Annotated in this window: 13 protein-coding genes; 7 read left to right on the top strand and 6 right to left on the bottom strand. The window is 72.2% G+C overall.

The annotated features are described in order from the left end of the window. Positions 1 to 9 precede the first annotated feature (9 nt). Together KK087_RS01975 and KK087_RS01970 are read right to left on the bottom strand one after the other, a co-directional pair. Positions 10 to 2,013 carry a lectin-like domain-containing protein gene (locus KK087_RS01975; RefSeq protein ID WP_214564047.1) on the bottom strand — a complete coding sequence of 668 codons (2,004 nt, stop codon included), beginning with the start codon at positions 2,011 to 2,013 and terminating at the stop codon, positions 10 to 12. Between the two features lie 109 nt (positions 2,014 to 2,122). Then, positions 2,123 to 3,769, bottom strand: a complete 1,647-nt coding sequence (locus KK087_RS01970) for a glycoside hydrolase family 13 protein (RefSeq protein WP_214564046.1) — start codon at positions 3,767 to 3,769, stop codon at positions 2,123 to 2,125. A 94-nt stretch (positions 3,770 to 3,863) separates the two neighbouring features. Here KK087_RS01970 and KK087_RS01965 point away from each other — a divergent pair, with 94 nt between their 5' ends. The 5 genes from KK087_RS01965 to KK087_RS01945 all read left to right on the top strand — a co-directional run bounded on the left by KK087_RS01965 (position 3,864) and on the right by KK087_RS01945 (position 7,744). Then, on the top strand, positions 3,864 to 4,430 hold the full coding sequence (locus KK087_RS01965; RefSeq protein WP_214530297.1) for an NADPH-dependent FMN reductase: 567 nt from the start codon (positions 3,864 to 3,866) through the stop codon (positions 4,428 to 4,430). Between the two features lie 138 nt (positions 4,431 to 4,568). Then, the gene (locus tag KK087_RS01960; protein WP_214530296.1) at positions 4,569 to 5,081 is read left to right on the top strand and encodes a MarR family winged helix-turn-helix transcriptional regulator; all 513 of its coding nucleotides are present in this window, start codon (positions 4,569 to 4,571) and stop codon (positions 5,079 to 5,081) included. 122 nt (positions 5,082 to 5,203) lie between these two features. Continuing rightward, positions 5,204 to 5,710 carry a Dps family protein gene (locus tag KK087_RS01955; RefSeq protein WP_214564045.1) on the top strand — a complete coding sequence of 169 codons (507 nt, stop codon included), beginning with the start codon at positions 5,204 to 5,206 and terminating at the stop codon, positions 5,708 to 5,710. Between the two features lie 8 nt (positions 5,711 to 5,718). Then, complete coding sequence (locus KK087_RS01950) at positions 5,719 to 6,519, top strand: SDR family NAD(P)-dependent oxidoreductase (RefSeq protein WP_214530295.1); 801 nt, start codon at positions 5,719 to 5,721, stop codon at positions 6,517 to 6,519. Between the two features lie 31 nt (positions 6,520 to 6,550). Further along, positions 6,551 to 7,744 carry an NAD(P)/FAD-dependent oxidoreductase gene (locus tag KK087_RS01945; RefSeq protein WP_214564044.1) on the top strand — a complete coding sequence of 398 codons (1,194 nt, stop codon included), beginning with the start codon at positions 6,551 to 6,553 and terminating at the stop codon, positions 7,742 to 7,744. Positions 7,745 to 7,775: 31 nt separating this feature from the next. On the opposite strand, the gene KK087_RS01940 is transcribed toward KK087_RS01945, so the two are convergent. The 4 genes from KK087_RS01940 to KK087_RS01925 all read right to left on the bottom strand — a co-directional run bounded on the left by KK087_RS01940 (position 7,776) and on the right by KK087_RS01925 (position 12,111). After that, positions 7,776 to 8,846, bottom strand: a complete 1,071-nt coding sequence (locus tag KK087_RS01940) for an alpha/beta fold hydrolase (protein ID WP_214564043.1) — start codon at positions 8,844 to 8,846, stop codon at positions 7,776 to 7,778. Between the two features lie 70 nt (positions 8,847 to 8,916). Next, the gene (locus tag KK087_RS01935; protein ID WP_214564042.1) at positions 8,917 to 9,792 is read right to left on the bottom strand and encodes an SMP-30/gluconolactonase/LRE family protein; all 876 of its coding nucleotides are present in this window, start codon (positions 9,790 to 9,792) and stop codon (positions 8,917 to 8,919) included. A 192-nt stretch (positions 9,793 to 9,984) separates the two neighbouring features. Continuing rightward, entirely contained in the window at positions 9,985 to 10,818 is an 834-nt protein-coding gene (locus tag KK087_RS01930) for a DUF1206 domain-containing protein (protein WP_214530291.1), read from the bottom strand. A 126-nt stretch (positions 10,819 to 10,944) separates the two neighbouring features. After that, positions 10,945 to 12,111, bottom strand: a complete 1,167-nt coding sequence (locus tag KK087_RS01925; RefSeq protein ID WP_214564041.1) for an RtcB family protein — start codon at positions 12,109 to 12,111, stop codon at positions 10,945 to 10,947. Between the two features lie 485 nt (positions 12,112 to 12,596). On the opposite strand from KK087_RS01925, the gene KK087_RS01920 reads away from it, so the two are divergent. Together KK087_RS01920 and KK087_RS01915 are read left to right on the top strand one after the other, a co-directional pair. Then, positions 12,597 to 14,417 carry a glycoside hydrolase family 15 protein gene (locus tag KK087_RS01920; RefSeq protein ID WP_214564040.1) on the top strand — a complete coding sequence of 607 codons (1,821 nt, stop codon included), beginning with the start codon at positions 12,597 to 12,599 and terminating at the stop codon, positions 14,415 to 14,417. Between the two features lie 46 nt (positions 14,418 to 14,463). Further along, on the top strand, positions 14,464 to 15,066 hold the full coding sequence (locus KK087_RS01915; RefSeq protein WP_214564039.1) for a DnaJ family domain-containing protein: 603 nt from the start codon (positions 14,464 to 14,466) through the stop codon (positions 15,064 to 15,066). Positions 15,067 to 15,444: the final 378 nt, after the last annotated feature.

The following is a 15,444-nucleotide window of genomic DNA, read 5'->3' as shown; positions in this document are numbered from 1 at the left end:
CCGGTGCTCTCAGGGCTGCTGCGGGTCCTCGGTCGAGGTCCCACGGCGGGCACGACGTCGGGCGAGCCACCAGCACACGGACCCCGCAGCCGCGGCCACGGCGGCGAGCGCGGCGGCGAGGCCGAGCCCCTCGGTGCCGGTGTAGGCGAGCGCCCCGGCGGGGGAGGCCGGCCCGCGATCGGCTGCGGGGTCACCGGTGCCCCGCCCGTCGCCGGAACCGTCACCCGCACCGTCGTTCGTTCCGCCGCCGTTGCCGTTGCCGTCGTCACCGTCGTCCCCGGTGCCGTCGTCCGGCGCGGGGCCGGTCGTCGGTGCGGGACTCGGTGCCGGCCCCTCGTCGTCCGGTCCGACGACGATCGCCACCCCGGTCGACGGGTCTCCACCGTCCGGGTCGGTCGGGGAGGTCGCCGTCGCCACGTTCACCACGTCGGAGCCGTCCCCCTGGTACCCGGGGTCGAGCACGGCACGGATCCGGAAGTCCAGGGTCTCCCCCACGTCGAGCGACACCTCGGAGCTGCAGGTCACCCGCTGCCCCTCGGCGGTGCACCCGTCGTCCGAGCCGGCGAAGCGCATCGCCTCGGGCAGGTCGTCGACCGCGCCGACCTGCTCCGCCACCGACGGCCCGCGGTTCCGGGCGGTCACGAGGTACTCGACCTCGTCGCCGGGCCGGACGGTCGACGGTGACACCGACTTGTCCGTCTCGAGGTGTGCCTCCACCACCGGGGCCGTCACGCTGGTGCTCGCCCGCGAGGCGTTGTCGGCCTCGTTCGTGTCGGACAACGAGGTCGGCGGAGCGATGGTCGCGACGCTCTCCAGCGCCCCCGACGTGCCTTCGGCGACGCGGCCCTCGACGGTCACGACGGCCGATCCACCCCGGGGCAGGGACAGGTCGGTCGCGACGTCCCCGGTGCCCGACGCGGTGGCGCAGGCGGAGCCGTCCGCCGCCGTGCAGGTCCAGCGGACGTCCTCGATGCCGTCCGGCACGTCGACCTGCAGCGGGCTCGGGTCGGCGGCGTTCGGCCCGGGGTTCCGCGCCGTCACGGTGTAGCGGAGCGGCTCACCGGCCGTGGCGGTCGCGGGCAGGTCGTGCGCGACCGACAGGTCCGCCGGCTTCCAGACCCGCAGCGCGTCGACCTCGTGCTTGTCGACGTGGCTGCCGGTGGCCCCCGCGAACCCGAGCCGCAGCGTGCTCGGCAGCGGGGCCTGCCCGTCGCCGTGCAGGGGGACCGCGTCGAGCACGGTGCGCATGGTCGAGCCGGCCTGCAGCCGGACGGTGACCGCGAGTCCGCCGTCGTCGTCGGGCAGCAGGGTGATGCGGACCTTCCGCGGCGTGGAGCCGGCGGTCACCGTGCCACCGGGGGCCGCGGCACCGGCGACGTACCGGTAGCCCTCGGTCCCGTTGCCCGACCCGCGGACCACCACGTGGTCGGGCTCCGCGCCCGGACCGGACCCGTTGATGCGCGAGGAGAAGTTGCCGTAGTGGTCGATCGCGACGGCGGCGAAGCCCCCGGGGACACCCGGCAGGTCACATTCACGACCGCCGCCCTCGGTCGCCTCCTTGCGGCAGGCGTACCCGAGCCCGGCGCCGAAGGACCCGACGCCCTGCGCTGCGGCGCCGTCGGCCAGGTACAGGAGCAGGCCGTCGGCGCCGGGGTCGTCCTTCGCGGTGTACATCGCGTACGTGAACTCGATCTCGAGCCCGGTGTCGGACGGGAACGTGTCGTTCGTCGACCACGCCCCCGCCTGGTTCCGGACGTCGTCGGTCAGGCGCAGCCGACCGCCGGACACCGCCGCGTCCCCGTGCAGGGCACCCCCGGACGCACTGGAGAACTGGTTGACGTACGGGAAGTCGAGGGCAGCGGCGCTCGACCCGGACGGCAGGACGGCCGGAGCCGCGAGCACGCCGAGCGCGGTCAGCGTGGCGCAGGCCGCGGCGAGGCGACGGACGACGCGCGACCGGAGCGATCGCGGATCAGGGGAAGGAGCAGGAGCTGGAGCAGTGGGATCTGTCATGCCCCGATGCTCGCGACCAGGACGTCACCCCCGGGCGGCGGCGGGACGATCTGTGGAACGCCGCCACGGGCCTCCTGGCTGTGGAGGAAGAACGACGCAAGCGGACCGCTCAGGCCAGCCACACCGTCGTCTCACCCGGCAGCAGCCCCGGCGCGACCCCGTCGAGCGGCCCGGACGCGACGACGACGGTCCCGGCCGGCAGGGGCACCGGCGCGGTGCCGAAGTTCGTGACCGACCGCCAGCCGTCGTGCCGCGCGAACGCCACGACCTCGGAGCCGGACTCCAGCCACGTCAGCGTCTCCCCCTGCTGCAGCCGACGGCGGGTGGCGAGCGCCCGGCGGTACAGCGACAGGGTCGACTCGGGATCGTCGTCCTCGGCCTCGACCGAGGACTCCCCGAAGTCCTGCGGCTGCGGCAGGTGCGGTGCGACGTCCCCGAAGCCGAACGACGGCCCGGACCGCGTCCACGGGATCGGCACGCGACAGCCGTCCCGGCCCTTCACGGTGTGCCCGGTGCGGAGCCACTTCGGGTCCTGCAGCAGGTCGCGCGGGATCGCGGCGGCCTCGTGCAACCCGAGCTCCTCGCCCTGGTACACGTACGACGAACCGGGCAGCGCGAGCATCAGCAGCGTCGCCGCCCGCGCCCGACGAAGCCCACGTGCACGGTCGAGCTCGGGCGAGGTGCCGTCCGTCATGAGCCACGCGTCGGTGTCGGTGCCGTCCGGCAGGCCGTAGCGGGTGGGGTGCCGTACGACGTCGTGGTTCGACAGCACCCAGGTGCTCGAGGCGCCGGACTGCTCCGAGGCGGCCAGGTTGCGCTCGATGATCTGCCGGAAGGCGTCGGGTTCGAACGGGGCCTCGAGCAGGTCGAAGTTGAAGGCCTGCCCGAGCTCCGTCGGCCGGGCGTACAGGACGCGTCGGGGTGCCGGTGCCCAGGCCTCGGCGACGGCGGCACGGGGCGGGTCGTACTCGTCGAGCACCCGGCGCCAGGTGGCGAAGATCTCGTGCACCTCGTCGCGGTCGTACAGCGGGTCGGAGCCGTCGAGCGGCAGGTCCTGCTCGTTCGACGGCCGGTACGGGGTCGACAGGTCCTTCGCCAGTCCGTGCGCGACGTCCACGCGGAACCCGTCGACACCGCGGTCGGACCAGAAGCGCAGGGTGTCCTCGAAGTCGGCACGGACTTCGGGGTTCGACCAGTCCAGGTCGGGCTGCTCGGGGGCGAACAGGTGCAGGTACCACTGGCCGTCCGGCACCCGGGTCCAGGCGCTGCCGCCGAAGTTCGACACCCAGTCGCTCGGCGGCAGTTCTCCGGAGGCACCGGACCCCTCGCGGAACACGTACCGCGCCCGCTCGGCCGACCCCGGCGAAGCAGCCAGCGCGGCCCGGAACCACGCGTGCTGGTCCGAGGTGTGGTTCGGCACGATGTCGACGATGACCTTGAGGTCGTGCTCGTGCGCAGCGCGGACCAGGGCGTCGAGGTCCTCGAGGGACCCGAGCTTCGGGTCGACTGCCCGGTAGTCGGCGACGTCGTACCCGCCGTCGGCGAGCGGTGACGGGAAGAACGGGGAGAGCCACAGCGCGTCGACACCGAGCGACGCCAGGTACGGCACCCGGCTCGTGATGCCCGCGACGTCACCGAGTCCGTCGCCGTCCGTGTCGGCGAAGCTGCGCGGGTAGACCTGGTAGACGACGGCATCGCGCCACCAGGTCGGGTCGGTGGTTCGTGGCGTGCTGGCCGGGGTCCGAAGCGTGGTCACGTCGCCACCGTACCCACGCTTGCGGGAATAGCGCCCCCGACGATCGCATTGGTCGTCGCTGACACCTCTTCCGTCCAGCACCAGAAGGAGCTCCATGACGAACGTCCTCGTCCTCGTCGGCAGCCTGCGCGCCGACTCCATCAACCGCAAGCTCGCCGAGGCCGCCGCGCACCACGCGCCGGAGGGCATCGAGCTGCACACCTTCGACGGCATCGTCGACCTGCCGTTCTACAACGAGGACATCGACGGCGACACCCCGCCGGCCGCCGCCGTCGCGTTCCGTGACGCGGTCGCCGCCTCGGACGGCGTCCTGCTCATCACCCCCGAGTACAACGGCACCATCCCCGCCGTGCTGAAGAACGCGCTCGACTGGGGCTCGCGTCCGTTCGGCGCCTCGCCGCTGTCCGGCAAGCCCCTCGCCGTGATCGGCTCGGCGTTCGGTCAGTACGGCGGCGTCTGGGCGCACGACGACGCCCGCAAGGCCGCCGGCATCGCCGGCGCGAAGGTCCTGGAGGACGTCAAGGTCGCCATCCCGCAGTCGGTCGTCCGCTTCGCGGAGACCCACCCGCGTGAGGACGCCGAGGTCACGACGCTCGTGCAGGGCGCGCTCACCGCGCTCGCCGAGGCCGCAGCCGGCACCGACGAGTCCGCAGCCGCGTAACGCGACCAGCAGACGGACAGGAGGCCCGTGGCGACCCCGCCACGGGCCTCCTGTCCGTTCGGTGCGTCCGCATCGGGCGGAGCGGAACCCGGGAGTCCGCTAGACAGACGAGAAACGAGACGGGTTACCCTGAACGCCATGTCCACGCAGGAGATCACCGAGGCGTCCGGGTACTGGTTCCCGGACGACGACGCGACCCAACGCGGCGTCGCGGTGCTCAACGCCCTGCGCCGGTACCGCTCCGCCGAGACGGCCATGCGCCGCCGGACCCGTGACTCGATGGGCATGGGCGAGACCGACCTGCTCGCCGTCCGCTTCCTGCTGCAGGCGCAGCGCTCCGGCACCGCCGTGAGCCCGAAGGACCTCGCCGCGTACCTCAAGATCTCGTCGGCGTCGACGACCATCCTCATCGACCGCCTCGTGAAGTCGAACCACGTGCGCCGCGACCCGCATCCCACCGACCGTCGCGCCCTCGTCATCACGCCGACGACCGAGACCGATGACGAGGTCCGCGCCACGCTCGGCGTCATGCACCGCCGGATGATGTCCATCGCCGAGGGACTCCCCGCGTCGGAGGCCCGGATCGTCGCCGGGTTCCTCGAGCAGATGCGCCAGGCGGTCGACCAGGTCGACCCCGCTCCGTCGCACTGAGCGACCGGCGTGACGCTCGCACCGGCGCCGTCGGGGGACGCTGCCTCCGAGCGCACTGAGAGCGTGCACTGCGGCACCGCGTAGACCGGAACGGTCACACCGACGCGAAAGGAGCCACAACCATGCACGCTTCGGACAAGATGGCCAAGAACCTCCAGGCGGTCCTCGTGGACCTCATCGACCTGCACCTGCAGGGCAAGCAGGCCCACTGGAACATCCTGGGCACCAACTTCCGCGATCTGCACCTGCAGCTCGACGAGATCGTCGACGCGGCCCGTGAGTTCGCCGACGACACCGCCGAGCGCATGCGCGCGCTGTACCTCGTGCCGGACGGCCGCTCGGCGACCGTCTCCGCGGGCAGCCACCTCGACGCGTTCCCCTCGGGTGAGATCACCACGCACGACGCCATCGACCAGGTCACGCTCCGGCTGTACCAGGCGACCGGCACCATGCGCGACGTCCACGACGAGGTCGACGAGGAGGACCCGACGACCGCGGACCTGCTCCACGGCTTCATCGAGCGCCTCGAGCAGCTCGCGTGGATGGTCTCCGCCGAGAACCGCGCACCCATCACCCCGCTGGCCTCCGCCACCACGCCCGCCGTCGCCGACGCGTCGGCGCACGCGTAGGGGGTCGGGTGGACCTCGGGATCCAGGGCAAGACCGCACTCGTCTTCGGCGGCGACTCCGGCATCGGCTGGAACACGGCGCGCATCCTCCTGGCGGAGGGCGCGACCGTGGTCGTCACCGACATCGACCAGAGCCGTCTGGACACGAGTGCCGACCAGCTCGAGGCTCCGCTCGGCAAGCTGCACGCCTTCGCGGCCGACGTCCGGAGCGCCGAGAGCCTCGCCGCCCTGCACGACAAGGTGCGCGAGGCCGTCGGCGAGATCGACATCCTGGTGCAGTCCTCGGGCGTCACGGGCGCCCAGGGCATGTTCCACGAGATCGACGAGGCCGGCTGGGCGGAGACGATCGACATCGACCTGATGGGGCCGGTGCGGATCACCCGCGAGTTCATCGGCGACCTGCGACAGGGCGGCTGGGGACGCATCGTCTACCTGGTGTCCGAGGACGCCTCGCAGCCGTACGACGACGAACTGCCCTACTGCGCCGCCAAGGCCGGGGTGCTCTCGTTCGCCAAGGGCCTGTCGCGCTCCTACGCCTCCGAGGGCCTGCTGGTGAACACGGTCTCCCCCGCGTTCATCCACACGCCGATGACCGACGCGATGATGGACAAGCGGGCGAAGCAGCGCGGGACCTCGTTCGACGAGGCCATCGGCAGCTTCCTCGAAGAAGAACGGCCGTACATGGAGCTCAAGCGCCGTGGCGAGCCGGAAGAGGTCGCGAACGTCGTGGCCTTCCTGTGCTCCGACCTGGCCAGCTTCGTGAACGGCGCCAACTACCGGGTCGACTCCGGCTCGGTCGCCACGGTCTGACCGTGGCACCACAGCACCGCCAGGAGGCGTCATGACCGACTTCCGCTACCTCATCGTCGGCGGCGGGATGGTCGCCGACGCCGCCGCCCGCGGGATCCGCGAGCTCGACGCCGACGGGTCGATCGGGATCCTCAGCGAGGACGTCGACCGGCCCTACGCCCGGCCGGCGCTCTCGAAGAAGCTCTGGACCGACCCGGACTTCAGCTGGGACGACAAGGTCGACCTGCACACCGAGGAGACCGGGGCGCAGTTCGTCCTGGGCACCACGGTGACGGCGATCGACCGTGCCGCGAAGACCGTCACCACGGCCGACGGCGCGACCCACGGGTACGAGCGGCTCCTGCTCGCGACCGGGGGGAAGCCGCGCGGGCTGCCGGGGCTGTCCCCGTCGGAACGCGTGCTCGACTACCGCAGCGCGTCGGACTACCGCCGACTGCGCGAGCTCGCGGACGCCGGTGCACACGTCGCCGTCGTCGGCGGCGGCTACATCGGACAGGAGATCACCGCGGGCATCGTGCAGAACGGCGCGCGGGTGACGCTCGTCGACCCGGACGAGGTCGTCGGCGGACGGATGTTCCCGGCCGACCTCGCGCAGGCGTTCCAGCAGCGCTTCATCGACCACGGCGTGGAACTCCGCACCGGCCGCCGGGTGTCCGAGGGCACCGAGACGGCGGACGGCGTGCGGCTGACCCTCGACGACGGGTCGGTCATCGAGGCCGACGCGGTCGTCGCCGGACTCGGCATCGAACCCGCGACGCAGCTCGCCGCCGACGCCGGGCTCACCGTCCGCGACGGCATCGTGGTGACCTCGACGCTGCTCACCGACGACGACTCGGTGTTCGCCGCCGGCGACGTCGCCGAGTACCCGGACCGGATCCTCGGTACCCGCCGGGTCGAGCACGTCGACAACGCCCAGCAGCAGGGTCGGCAGGCCGGCCGCAACCTCGCCGACGCCGACGAGACCTACGACCACACGCCGATGTTCTACTCCGACGTCTTCGACATGGGGTACGAGGCCGTGGGGCAGGTCAGTTCGAAGCTCCGCACGGTCGAGGACTGGCAGGACCCCACCGTGACCGGCGTCGTCTACTACCTGGACGACGACGACACGGTCCGTGGCGTGCTGCTCTGGAACGTGTGGGACAAGACCGACGAGGCCCGCAAGGTGCTCGCCGAGGCGAACGCGCTGACGCCCGACATGCTGCCGGGCCGCATCACGCCCTGACTGCTCGCCCGTCGCGGCGGTCACTGTCTTGCTACTTCGACTCGGGCGCGACGTCGTCGACGACCGCCCGGCGGTCCGCCGGGTCGACCGGCAGGTCGTCGCCGTCCGCCATCGCGACGGCGTGCGCGGACTTGGCCGCCGCGAGCGTCTCGTCGTCGTTCCGGGCCATGCCGAACAGCTCGATGAACCGCGACTTGACCAGCAGCCAGGCGTCCCTCGGGCCGAGTCGGGCCAGGTCCGACGACGTGGAGCCGTCGCGCACCCGCTGCAGCGAGGACACGCCCCGGTCGGGCAGCCGGTGGTCGACGTGCGCGACCGCGAGCCGTGCGACCGCGTCGGCCTGCGCGTGCATGACCGAGTGCGCGCCGTCGACGACCTCGCGGAGGACGGCGTAGGGGAACACCCGCGCGAGCCGACGGATCCAGTCCCGCGGGACCATCGCGTCGTGCTCACCGCGGACGATCAGGGTGCGGGCCTGCACGTGGGCGGCGCGCTCCTCGATCGGGAACGCGATCATCCGTGGCAGCACCTTCCGGAACCAGTGCCAGCCGCACAGCGCGTAGGCGGTGATGCCGTGCCAGCGGACCGCGGCGGGCTCGTGCAGGGTGGACCGCAGGAACCGGAACGCCGACTGCCGTGCGGTGCGCGCCGACGAGTCGACCACGGGGCTGATGAGCACGAGGTCGGAGATCTCCGGACGACGGGCGGCGACCTCGGTGACGACCTGGGTGCCCATCGAGTGTCCGATGAGGACCGGGTCCTCGAGCCGGAGGTCGTCGATCACCCGCTCCACCGCATCGGCGTAGCGCTCGATCGAGACCGTGCCCCGGAACCGCGGGACGCCGGCGAACCCCGGCAGGTCGAGCGCGTGCACGGGGCCGTTCTCGTTGAGGTGTGGGGCGAGCCGCTCGTAGTACGTCGACGCGATGCCGAGGCCGGCGACGAGCACGAAGGCTCGGGATCCGGGTTCACCGATCGAACTCACCCGGACGTAGGTGCCGTCCACCGCGACCCGGTCGACCCGCACCGTGACGTCCGCGTCCTCGGCCTGTGCGAGTTCGCCCGCCGGGTCCGGCCGGGCTGCCGGGCGTTCGTCGTCCACGTGGGTCTCCTCCGGTCGGGCGGTCGCCCAGGATACCCGGCCGCCGTCCGCACCGGCGGCGGCGACGTGCTCAGCCGCTGAAGGTGTTCGCGGGGAAGCCGTGCACCGTGGTCGGCACCGCGAAGACGGCGCCGGACCGCGGCGCCTGCTCCAGGTCGTCCTCGGAGAGGTTCTCGCGGGCCGTCCCCACGAAGAGCGTCGACATGTCCGGTCCGCCGAACGCCACGGACGTGGGGTTCGCGACGGGCAGCTCGACGGTCTCGAGGTGCGAGCCGTCGGGCCCGTAGCGCTCGACGCGGGAGCCGCCGTAGATCGCGCTCCAGAAGCAGCCCTCGTCGTCGCGGACCAGGCCGTCGTGGGCGTGGCCGACGATGAACGGCTCGAGTTCACCGAGTTCGCCGTCCGGGCCGTAGGACCCGCGGAAGACCGTCGAGGCACTGGTGTCGGTGACGTACATCGTGCTGCCGTCCTCCGACCACTCCATGCCGTTCGTCACGCCGAAGCCGCCGCGGAGCAGCCGGGTCGTGCCGTCGGCCTCGAACGAGTAGAGCGCGGCGTCGGGTTCACCGGTCGTCACGTTCATGCTGCCCACCAGGAACCGGCCGAACGGGTCGCACTTGCCCTCGTTGAACCGGTTGCCCGAGGTGCTGTGCGCGACGCGGGCGATCTCGCGATCGACGGAGCCGTGCTCGTCGGTCAGCACGATCGTGTCGCCGAGGGCCGCGACGAACCCGCCGGATGCCCGCGGCTGGAAGCTCGCCAACGGGGGCGGGAGCGGGACGCTCGAGCGCACGGTGCCGTCGGCCTCGGCGGTGTTGAGCGTGCCGAGGGTGATGTCGGCCCACCGGAGGAGCTGTGCGGACGGGTCCCAGACGATGCTCTCGGCGAGGACCGCTCGTGCGTCGGCGAAGACCGTGGCGGGGCCGGTCGTGGCGTTGGTGCTCATCGACCCCGTCTACCGCGGGGGCGGTCCGTGCCCGTTCAGGCGTGGGGGCGGCGCGGGCGGGGGCGCGGGCGCGGCGCGGCGCGGCGAGTTCACGCGTCCAGCGACACTTCACGCCCGCGGGTGCCCGTGAGGTGTCGCGCAGCGCGAAAGTCTCCGCCGGTCCCGCCGGTCCGGCCGTTCCGGCGCGGCGGGTCAGAGGCGGGCGAACCGCGCGCGGAAGAAGCTGTAGACGCCGAAGGCCAGGAACCCGATGCCGATCGCGACGAGGACGAACACCCCACCGGGCATGCTCCGCACCGCGTCGAACGCGGCGTCGAGGCCGGTGGCCTGGTCCGGGTCGCTCCGCAGCCCCGCGACGGCGATGAGCACGCCCACGATGGCCACGGCGATGCCCTTGCCGACGTACCCGACGACCCCGAGCACGGTGACCACCCGGTCGAGCTGGCCGGACGGTCGCGTGATCTGCTTGCGGAACGACCGGCGGCAACCGATCACCACGAGTCCGATGCCCACCGCGACCGCGATGGCCCCGGCCAGGAGCAGCACGAACACCCCGCCGGGCGTCGCGAGGGTCTTCGCCGCGGCGCTCTGCGACGAGCTGCTCGAGCTCGACCCGGCGCCGAGCGCGTACGAGGCCGCCGAGTACGCGATCACGCCGTAGACCACGGCCTTCGCGACGTCCTTCAGGCGGGCGAGCCACCCCCGGGTGGTGTCGGAGCGGCCGCCGACGATCGCCTCGACGATCAGGCGCACGGTGAGTGCGGCCGTGCCGACGGCGATCAGCCAGAGCAGGAACACCCCGCCGGGCACCGCGGCGATCTGCTGCAGCGCGCCGGACTGGTCCGTCTCACCGCCGGAGGATGCATTGCCGATGCCGAGCAGGATCGCCAGGTACCCGATCAGCAGGTGGACGATGCCGCTGCCGACGAACCCGGCGCGCGCCGTGACCTCGAACCAGCGGCTGTCCGCCGCTCGCCGGACCTGTCGTCCGGTTTCCTTCGCTGCGTGCTCCGCCGTGTCGCTCATCACGCCCCAGCGTGCCCGACGCGCGCCGTCCTGTCCGGGGCGCGCCGGGCCGTGGTGTCGACCCCTGGCGGACGGGAGGCCCGTGGCGGTGCCGCCACGGGCCTCCCGTCCGTCCGGGGGCGCGTCTCAGTCGCCCTTCACGTTGACGACCTGCCGCAGGGTGTGCCGGATCGACACGAGGTCCTCGGCGTCCGCCATGACCTGGTCGATCGGCTTGTACGCCGCCGGGATCTCGTCGAGGAACGCGTCGGTGTCGCGGTACTCGATGCCGGCCATCGCCGCGCGCAGCTGCTCGTGGGTGAAGGTCCGCCGGGCCGCACTCCGCGAGAACAGCCGACCGGCACCGTGCGGCGACGACTCCAGCGAGGGCTTGTTGCCGAGCCCCTCGACCACGTACGACGCGGTGCCCATCGACCCGGGGATCAGGCCGGGCTGACCGGCCTTCGCCTGGATCGCACCCTTGCGCGACACCCACACGGACTTGCCCCAGTGCGTCTCACGCTGCGTGAAGTTGTGGTGGCAGTTGATCCGCTCGCGCTCGTCGACGGGTGTGCCGACGGCCTCGGACAGCTGCCGGACGACGCGGTCCATCATCTCCTCGCGGTTGAGCAGCGCGAAGTGCTGGGCCCACCGCAGCTCGGCGATGTACCGGTCGAACTCCGGCGTGCCCTCGACCAGGTACGCCAGGTCGGGGTCCGCCAGCTGGATCCACCAGCGCTCCATCGCCTTCTTGGCGACCTTGATGTGGCGCTGCGCGATCTTGTTGCCGACACCCCGCGACCCGGAGTGCAGGAAGAGCCAGACCCGGTCCTGCTCGTCGAGGGAGACCTCGATGAAGTGGTTGCCGGACCCGAGCGTGCCGAGCTGGTTGCGCCAGGCGCCGTGCACGCCGTCGGGGTCGAACCCGGCGGTCTCGGCCATCGCCTCGAGCTCGGCGATCCGAGGTGCGGCGGTCGCGACGATCTTCCGGTTCGACGCACCGGCCGACAGCGGGATCGCCCGCTCGATCTGCTCGCGCAGCCCCTGCAGGTCGGCGGGCAGGTCGGCCGCCGTGAACTGCGTGCGGACCGCGATCATGCCGCAGCCGATGTCCACACCGACGGCCGCCGGCATGATCGCGCCGAGGGTCGGGATGACGGACCCGACGGTGGCCCCGAGGCCGAGGTGTGCGTCGGGCATGAGGGCCAGGTGCGGGAACACGAACGGCATGCGCGCGGTCGTGCGGGCCTGCTGCTCGGTGTTGTCCTCGAGCATCGAGGCCCAGCTCAGTAATCGGTCGGTGATCGTCTGCATGGTGTCGTCTCGCTTTCGTGACGGTCGAGGTGACGGTCCGAGACGGTCGTACGCCGGGCCTCCTGGTCGTCGCCGGACGTGGCGGACGGAAGGAAGCCGTGCAGACGGACGCCCCGGGCCGGGTGGGCACGGGGGCGTCGTCAGACGTCGCGTGCCTACGCGGGATAGCTGAGGGACCACTGCTGCTGTCCGAGCAGCACGGCGGTCGCGTCGAGCTGGAGCTCGACGCGTTCCTCGTTGTGCTGCACGGCGCGCATGCGCGGTCCTTCCGGTGTGCCCGGGACGGGCGGTCTGCCGATCGGCAGGAGGACGACGCTAGTGCGACACGCCCGGGATGCGCAAGTCACGTGGGCGTGTCGGCGGTGCTCCGGGGATCCGCCCGCGGTGTGCCGACGGTTCTCCACAGGCGGGAGGCCCGGCGTGCGTTCTCCACGAGGGGTACGTCCGCCTGATGGTCGGCGCCAGCGCCGGGGCAGGCTGGACGCATGACCGAGCGCACGCGAGACACCCCCGACGCGACCGAGAACGAAGAGCGGACCAACGGGTACGTCCCGCTCCGTTCGTACGGCGCGATCGGTGACGGGCGGACGGTCGCCCTCATCGCGCTCGACGGCCGGATCGACTGGCTGCCGATCCCGTCGATGGACTCACCGCCGGTGTTCGCGAGCATCGTCGACGCCGAGCACGGCGGACACGTCGCGCTGCGGCCGGTGGACGACCAGGCGCAGGTGTCCCGTGCGTACCTGCCGGGCACGAACGTGCTCGTGACCACGTGGACGACCCCGACCGGCACCGCCACCGTGACCGACGCCATGGTCACCGGGGTCGCCGGCCGCCTTCCCTGGGCTGAGATCGGCCGCTGCGTGCAGGGGGTCGAGGGAACGGTCGAGATGGAGTGGGCCGTCGTGCCTGGCACGATCCTGAACACCGCGGAGCCCCGACGGCTCGACACCGCCAACGGCACCGTCATCGGCATCGACGGCGTGACGATCGCGATCGTCGAGCAGGGGTTCGAGCCCGTCCACGACGAGGGCCCGCGGTTCTCCGGGCGGTTCGCGACGGCCGAGGGATCGAAGTCGATCCTGACGATCGTCGGCACCCACGACGAGCCGATCTTCCTGCCGGAGCCGGAGCGCACGCTCGAGGGGGTCGACCGCACGATCGAGAACTGGTCGACGTGGTCGAAGGAGTTCAGCTACGACGGGCCGTGGTCCGACGCCGTGCAGCGCAGCGCGCTCGCGCTCAAGCTCCTGATCTTCGCGCCGACCGGTGCCATCGCAGCTGCGCCGACGACGAGCCTGCCCGAGGACCGCACGGGCGGGAAGAACTGGGACTACCGGTTCGCCTGGGTGCGCGACCTCGCCTACACGGTGCACGCGCTCACCCGCTTCGGGCTGCGCGAGGAGACCCACGCCGCGGTGTCCTGGGTCATGCGCACGATCGCCGAGCACGACGAGACGATGCCGATCTTCTACGGGCTCGACGGGTCGAAGAGCGACGACGTCGAGGAACGCGACGTCCCGGGCTGGAACGGGATCGGCCCGGTCACGATCGGCAACCGCGCGGGTGACCAGCTGCAGCTCGGTGTCTGGGGCGACGTGTTCGAGATCATGCGCCAGTACGTCCGCGCCGGCAACGTGCTCGACCGCAAGACCGCCTCGGTGCTGCAGGACCTGGCCGACGACGCCTGCCACCGCTGGGTGGAGCCGGACTCGGGCATGTGGGAGCTGCAGGAGGCGCAGCACTACACGACGAGCAAGATCGGCTGCTGGCAGGCGCTCGACGCCGCGGTCGAGCTGCACGACGCGGGGATGATCGACGGCCCGCGCGACAAGTGGGTCGAGAACCGCGAACTCATCGAGGACTGGGTCGCCGAGAACGGGTGGAACGAGGAGCTCGGCCACTACGTCATGTACCCGGGCACCGACGCGCTCGACTGCTCGATCCTGCTGCACGCGATGTCGGCGTTCGACCGTGGTCCGCGCATGGAGTCCACGATCCGGGCCATCGAGGACCAGCTGCAGCACGGTCCGCTCGTGTACCGCTACTCCGGCATCCAGGACGAGGAGTCGCCCTTCGTGGCGTGCTCGTTCTGGCTCGCAGCCGCGCTGGCGTGTGTCGGACGCTCCGACGACGCGAAGCAGCTGATGGACGACATGGTCGCGCAGGCGAACGACGTCGGGCTCTTCAGCGAGATGCTCAGCGCCGTCGACGGGGACTTCATGGGCAACATCCCGCAGGGGCTGTCGCACCTGGCGCTCATCCAGGCTGCGCTGACCATCGAGGAGCTGTCGGCGGAGTCCTGACCGGCTGGACGGGCGCGTCGGGGGTGCGGGGCATCATGGTCTGACGATGAACGACGTCGATGCACGGATGGACCGGCTCCGCAGGGCAGCCCGCTACCGCTACCAGCAGCTCGTCGACCAGGAGATCGAGCGGGGGTCGCTCGACCCCGACGAGGTCCGCGCGGAACGCGAGGAACGTCGGCTGCTCAAGGCCGCCGACGTCGCCGCGCACGCCCGGGCGCAGATCGAGGAGGCCGAGCGCCGCGGCGTCTTCGAGGGCAACCCGTACCACGGCAAGCCCCTGCCCGGACTCGACGGGCAGCACGATCCGGACTGGTGGATCAAGTCGAAGATCGAGCGCGAGGACATCCGCGGCATCGCCCCGCCCGCGCTGGCGCTGCGCACCGAGGACGCCGAGCTCGACGACGCACTCGACGCCCTGTCCCTGGAGTCCGACGTGCGGGACGTCCTGGTCGACTTCAACGCCCGCGTGAAGGAGGCCAGGCGGCAGCTGCTCGGCGGGCCACCCGTGGTGACACCGATGCGTGACATCGAGGCCGAGGTGCAGGCGTGGCGGGAGCGCCGCGAGGTGCGCATGGCCTCGGCTGCGCAGGCTGCGGAGCAGGCACGGCTCGACGCGAAGCCGCGGCGGTGGTGGCGGCGCGGCTGAGCTGCGCGGCGCGGTGCCGCGGCGCGGCGGCGCGGTGCGGTGCGGTGCGGCGGCGCGGTGCGGTGCGGGGGCGGGATTTCGCGCTGAGCGACAGCTCACGCGCACGTGAGCGCGTGAGGTGTCGCCCAGCACGTGACGACGGCGGCCGCCGGCCCGGCGTCCCACAGGACGGACGGGAGGCCCGGTGCCAGCCGGCACCGGGCCTCCCGTCCGTCTGCGCGCACGTTCTTTCCCATCGCGGGCGCGTTGGTTTGCAAGAACGGGCGTACCTGGTCGGAAGAACCCACCAGGTACGCCCGGCTCCGCCAGGTACGCCCGGCTCCGCTCGGTATGCCCGGTACCACCAGGCACGCCCGGTTCCGCCAGGTATGCCCGGTT

Origin of the sequence: Curtobacterium aurantiacum (assembly GCF_018598555.1) — a bacterium.
Classification (GTDB): Bacteria; Actinomycetota; Actinomycetes; order Actinomycetales; family Microbacteriaceae; genus Curtobacterium; species Curtobacterium aurantiacum.
This window is presented reverse-complemented; position numbering and strand designations above follow the sequence as displayed.

What these genes read in the sequence shown, in the direction of transcription:
- KK087_RS01955 (WP_214564045.1), top strand. Translation starts at nt 5,204, where the DNA reads ATGCACGCTTCGGACAAGATGGCCAAGAACCTCCAGGCGGTCCTCGTG.
- KK087_RS01960 (WP_214530296.1), top strand. Translation starts at nt 4,569, where the DNA reads ATGTCCACGCAGGAGATCACCGAGGCGTCCGGGTACTGGTTCCCGGAC.
- KK087_RS01915 (WP_214564039.1), top strand. Translation starts at nt 14,464, where the DNA reads ATGAACGACGTCGATGCACGGATGGACCGGCTCCGCAGGGCAGCCCGC.
- KK087_RS01975 (WP_214564047.1), bottom strand. Translation starts at nt 2,013, where the DNA reads ATGACAGATCCCACTGCTCCAGCTCCTGCTCCTTCCCCTGATCCGCGA.
- KK087_RS01930 (WP_214530291.1), bottom strand. Translation starts at nt 10,818, where the DNA reads ATGAGCGACACGGCGGAGCACGCAGCGAAGGAAACCGGACGACAGGTC.
- KK087_RS01920 (WP_214564040.1), top strand. Translation starts at nt 12,597, where the DNA reads ATGACCGAGCGCACGCGAGACACCCCCGACGCGACCGAGAACGAAGAG.
- KK087_RS01925 (WP_214564041.1), bottom strand. Translation starts at nt 12,111, where the DNA reads ATGCAGACGATCACCGACCGATTACTGAGCTGGGCCTCGATGCTCGAG.
- KK087_RS01945 (WP_214564044.1), top strand. Translation starts at nt 6,551, where the DNA reads ATGACCGACTTCCGCTACCTCATCGTCGGCGGCGGGATGGTCGCCGAC.
- KK087_RS01935 (WP_214564042.1), bottom strand. Translation starts at nt 9,792, where the DNA reads ATGAGCACCAACGCCACGACCGGCCCCGCCACGGTCTTCGCCGACGCA.
- KK087_RS01965 (WP_214530297.1), top strand. Translation starts at nt 3,864, where the DNA reads ATGACGAACGTCCTCGTCCTCGTCGGCAGCCTGCGCGCCGACTCCATC.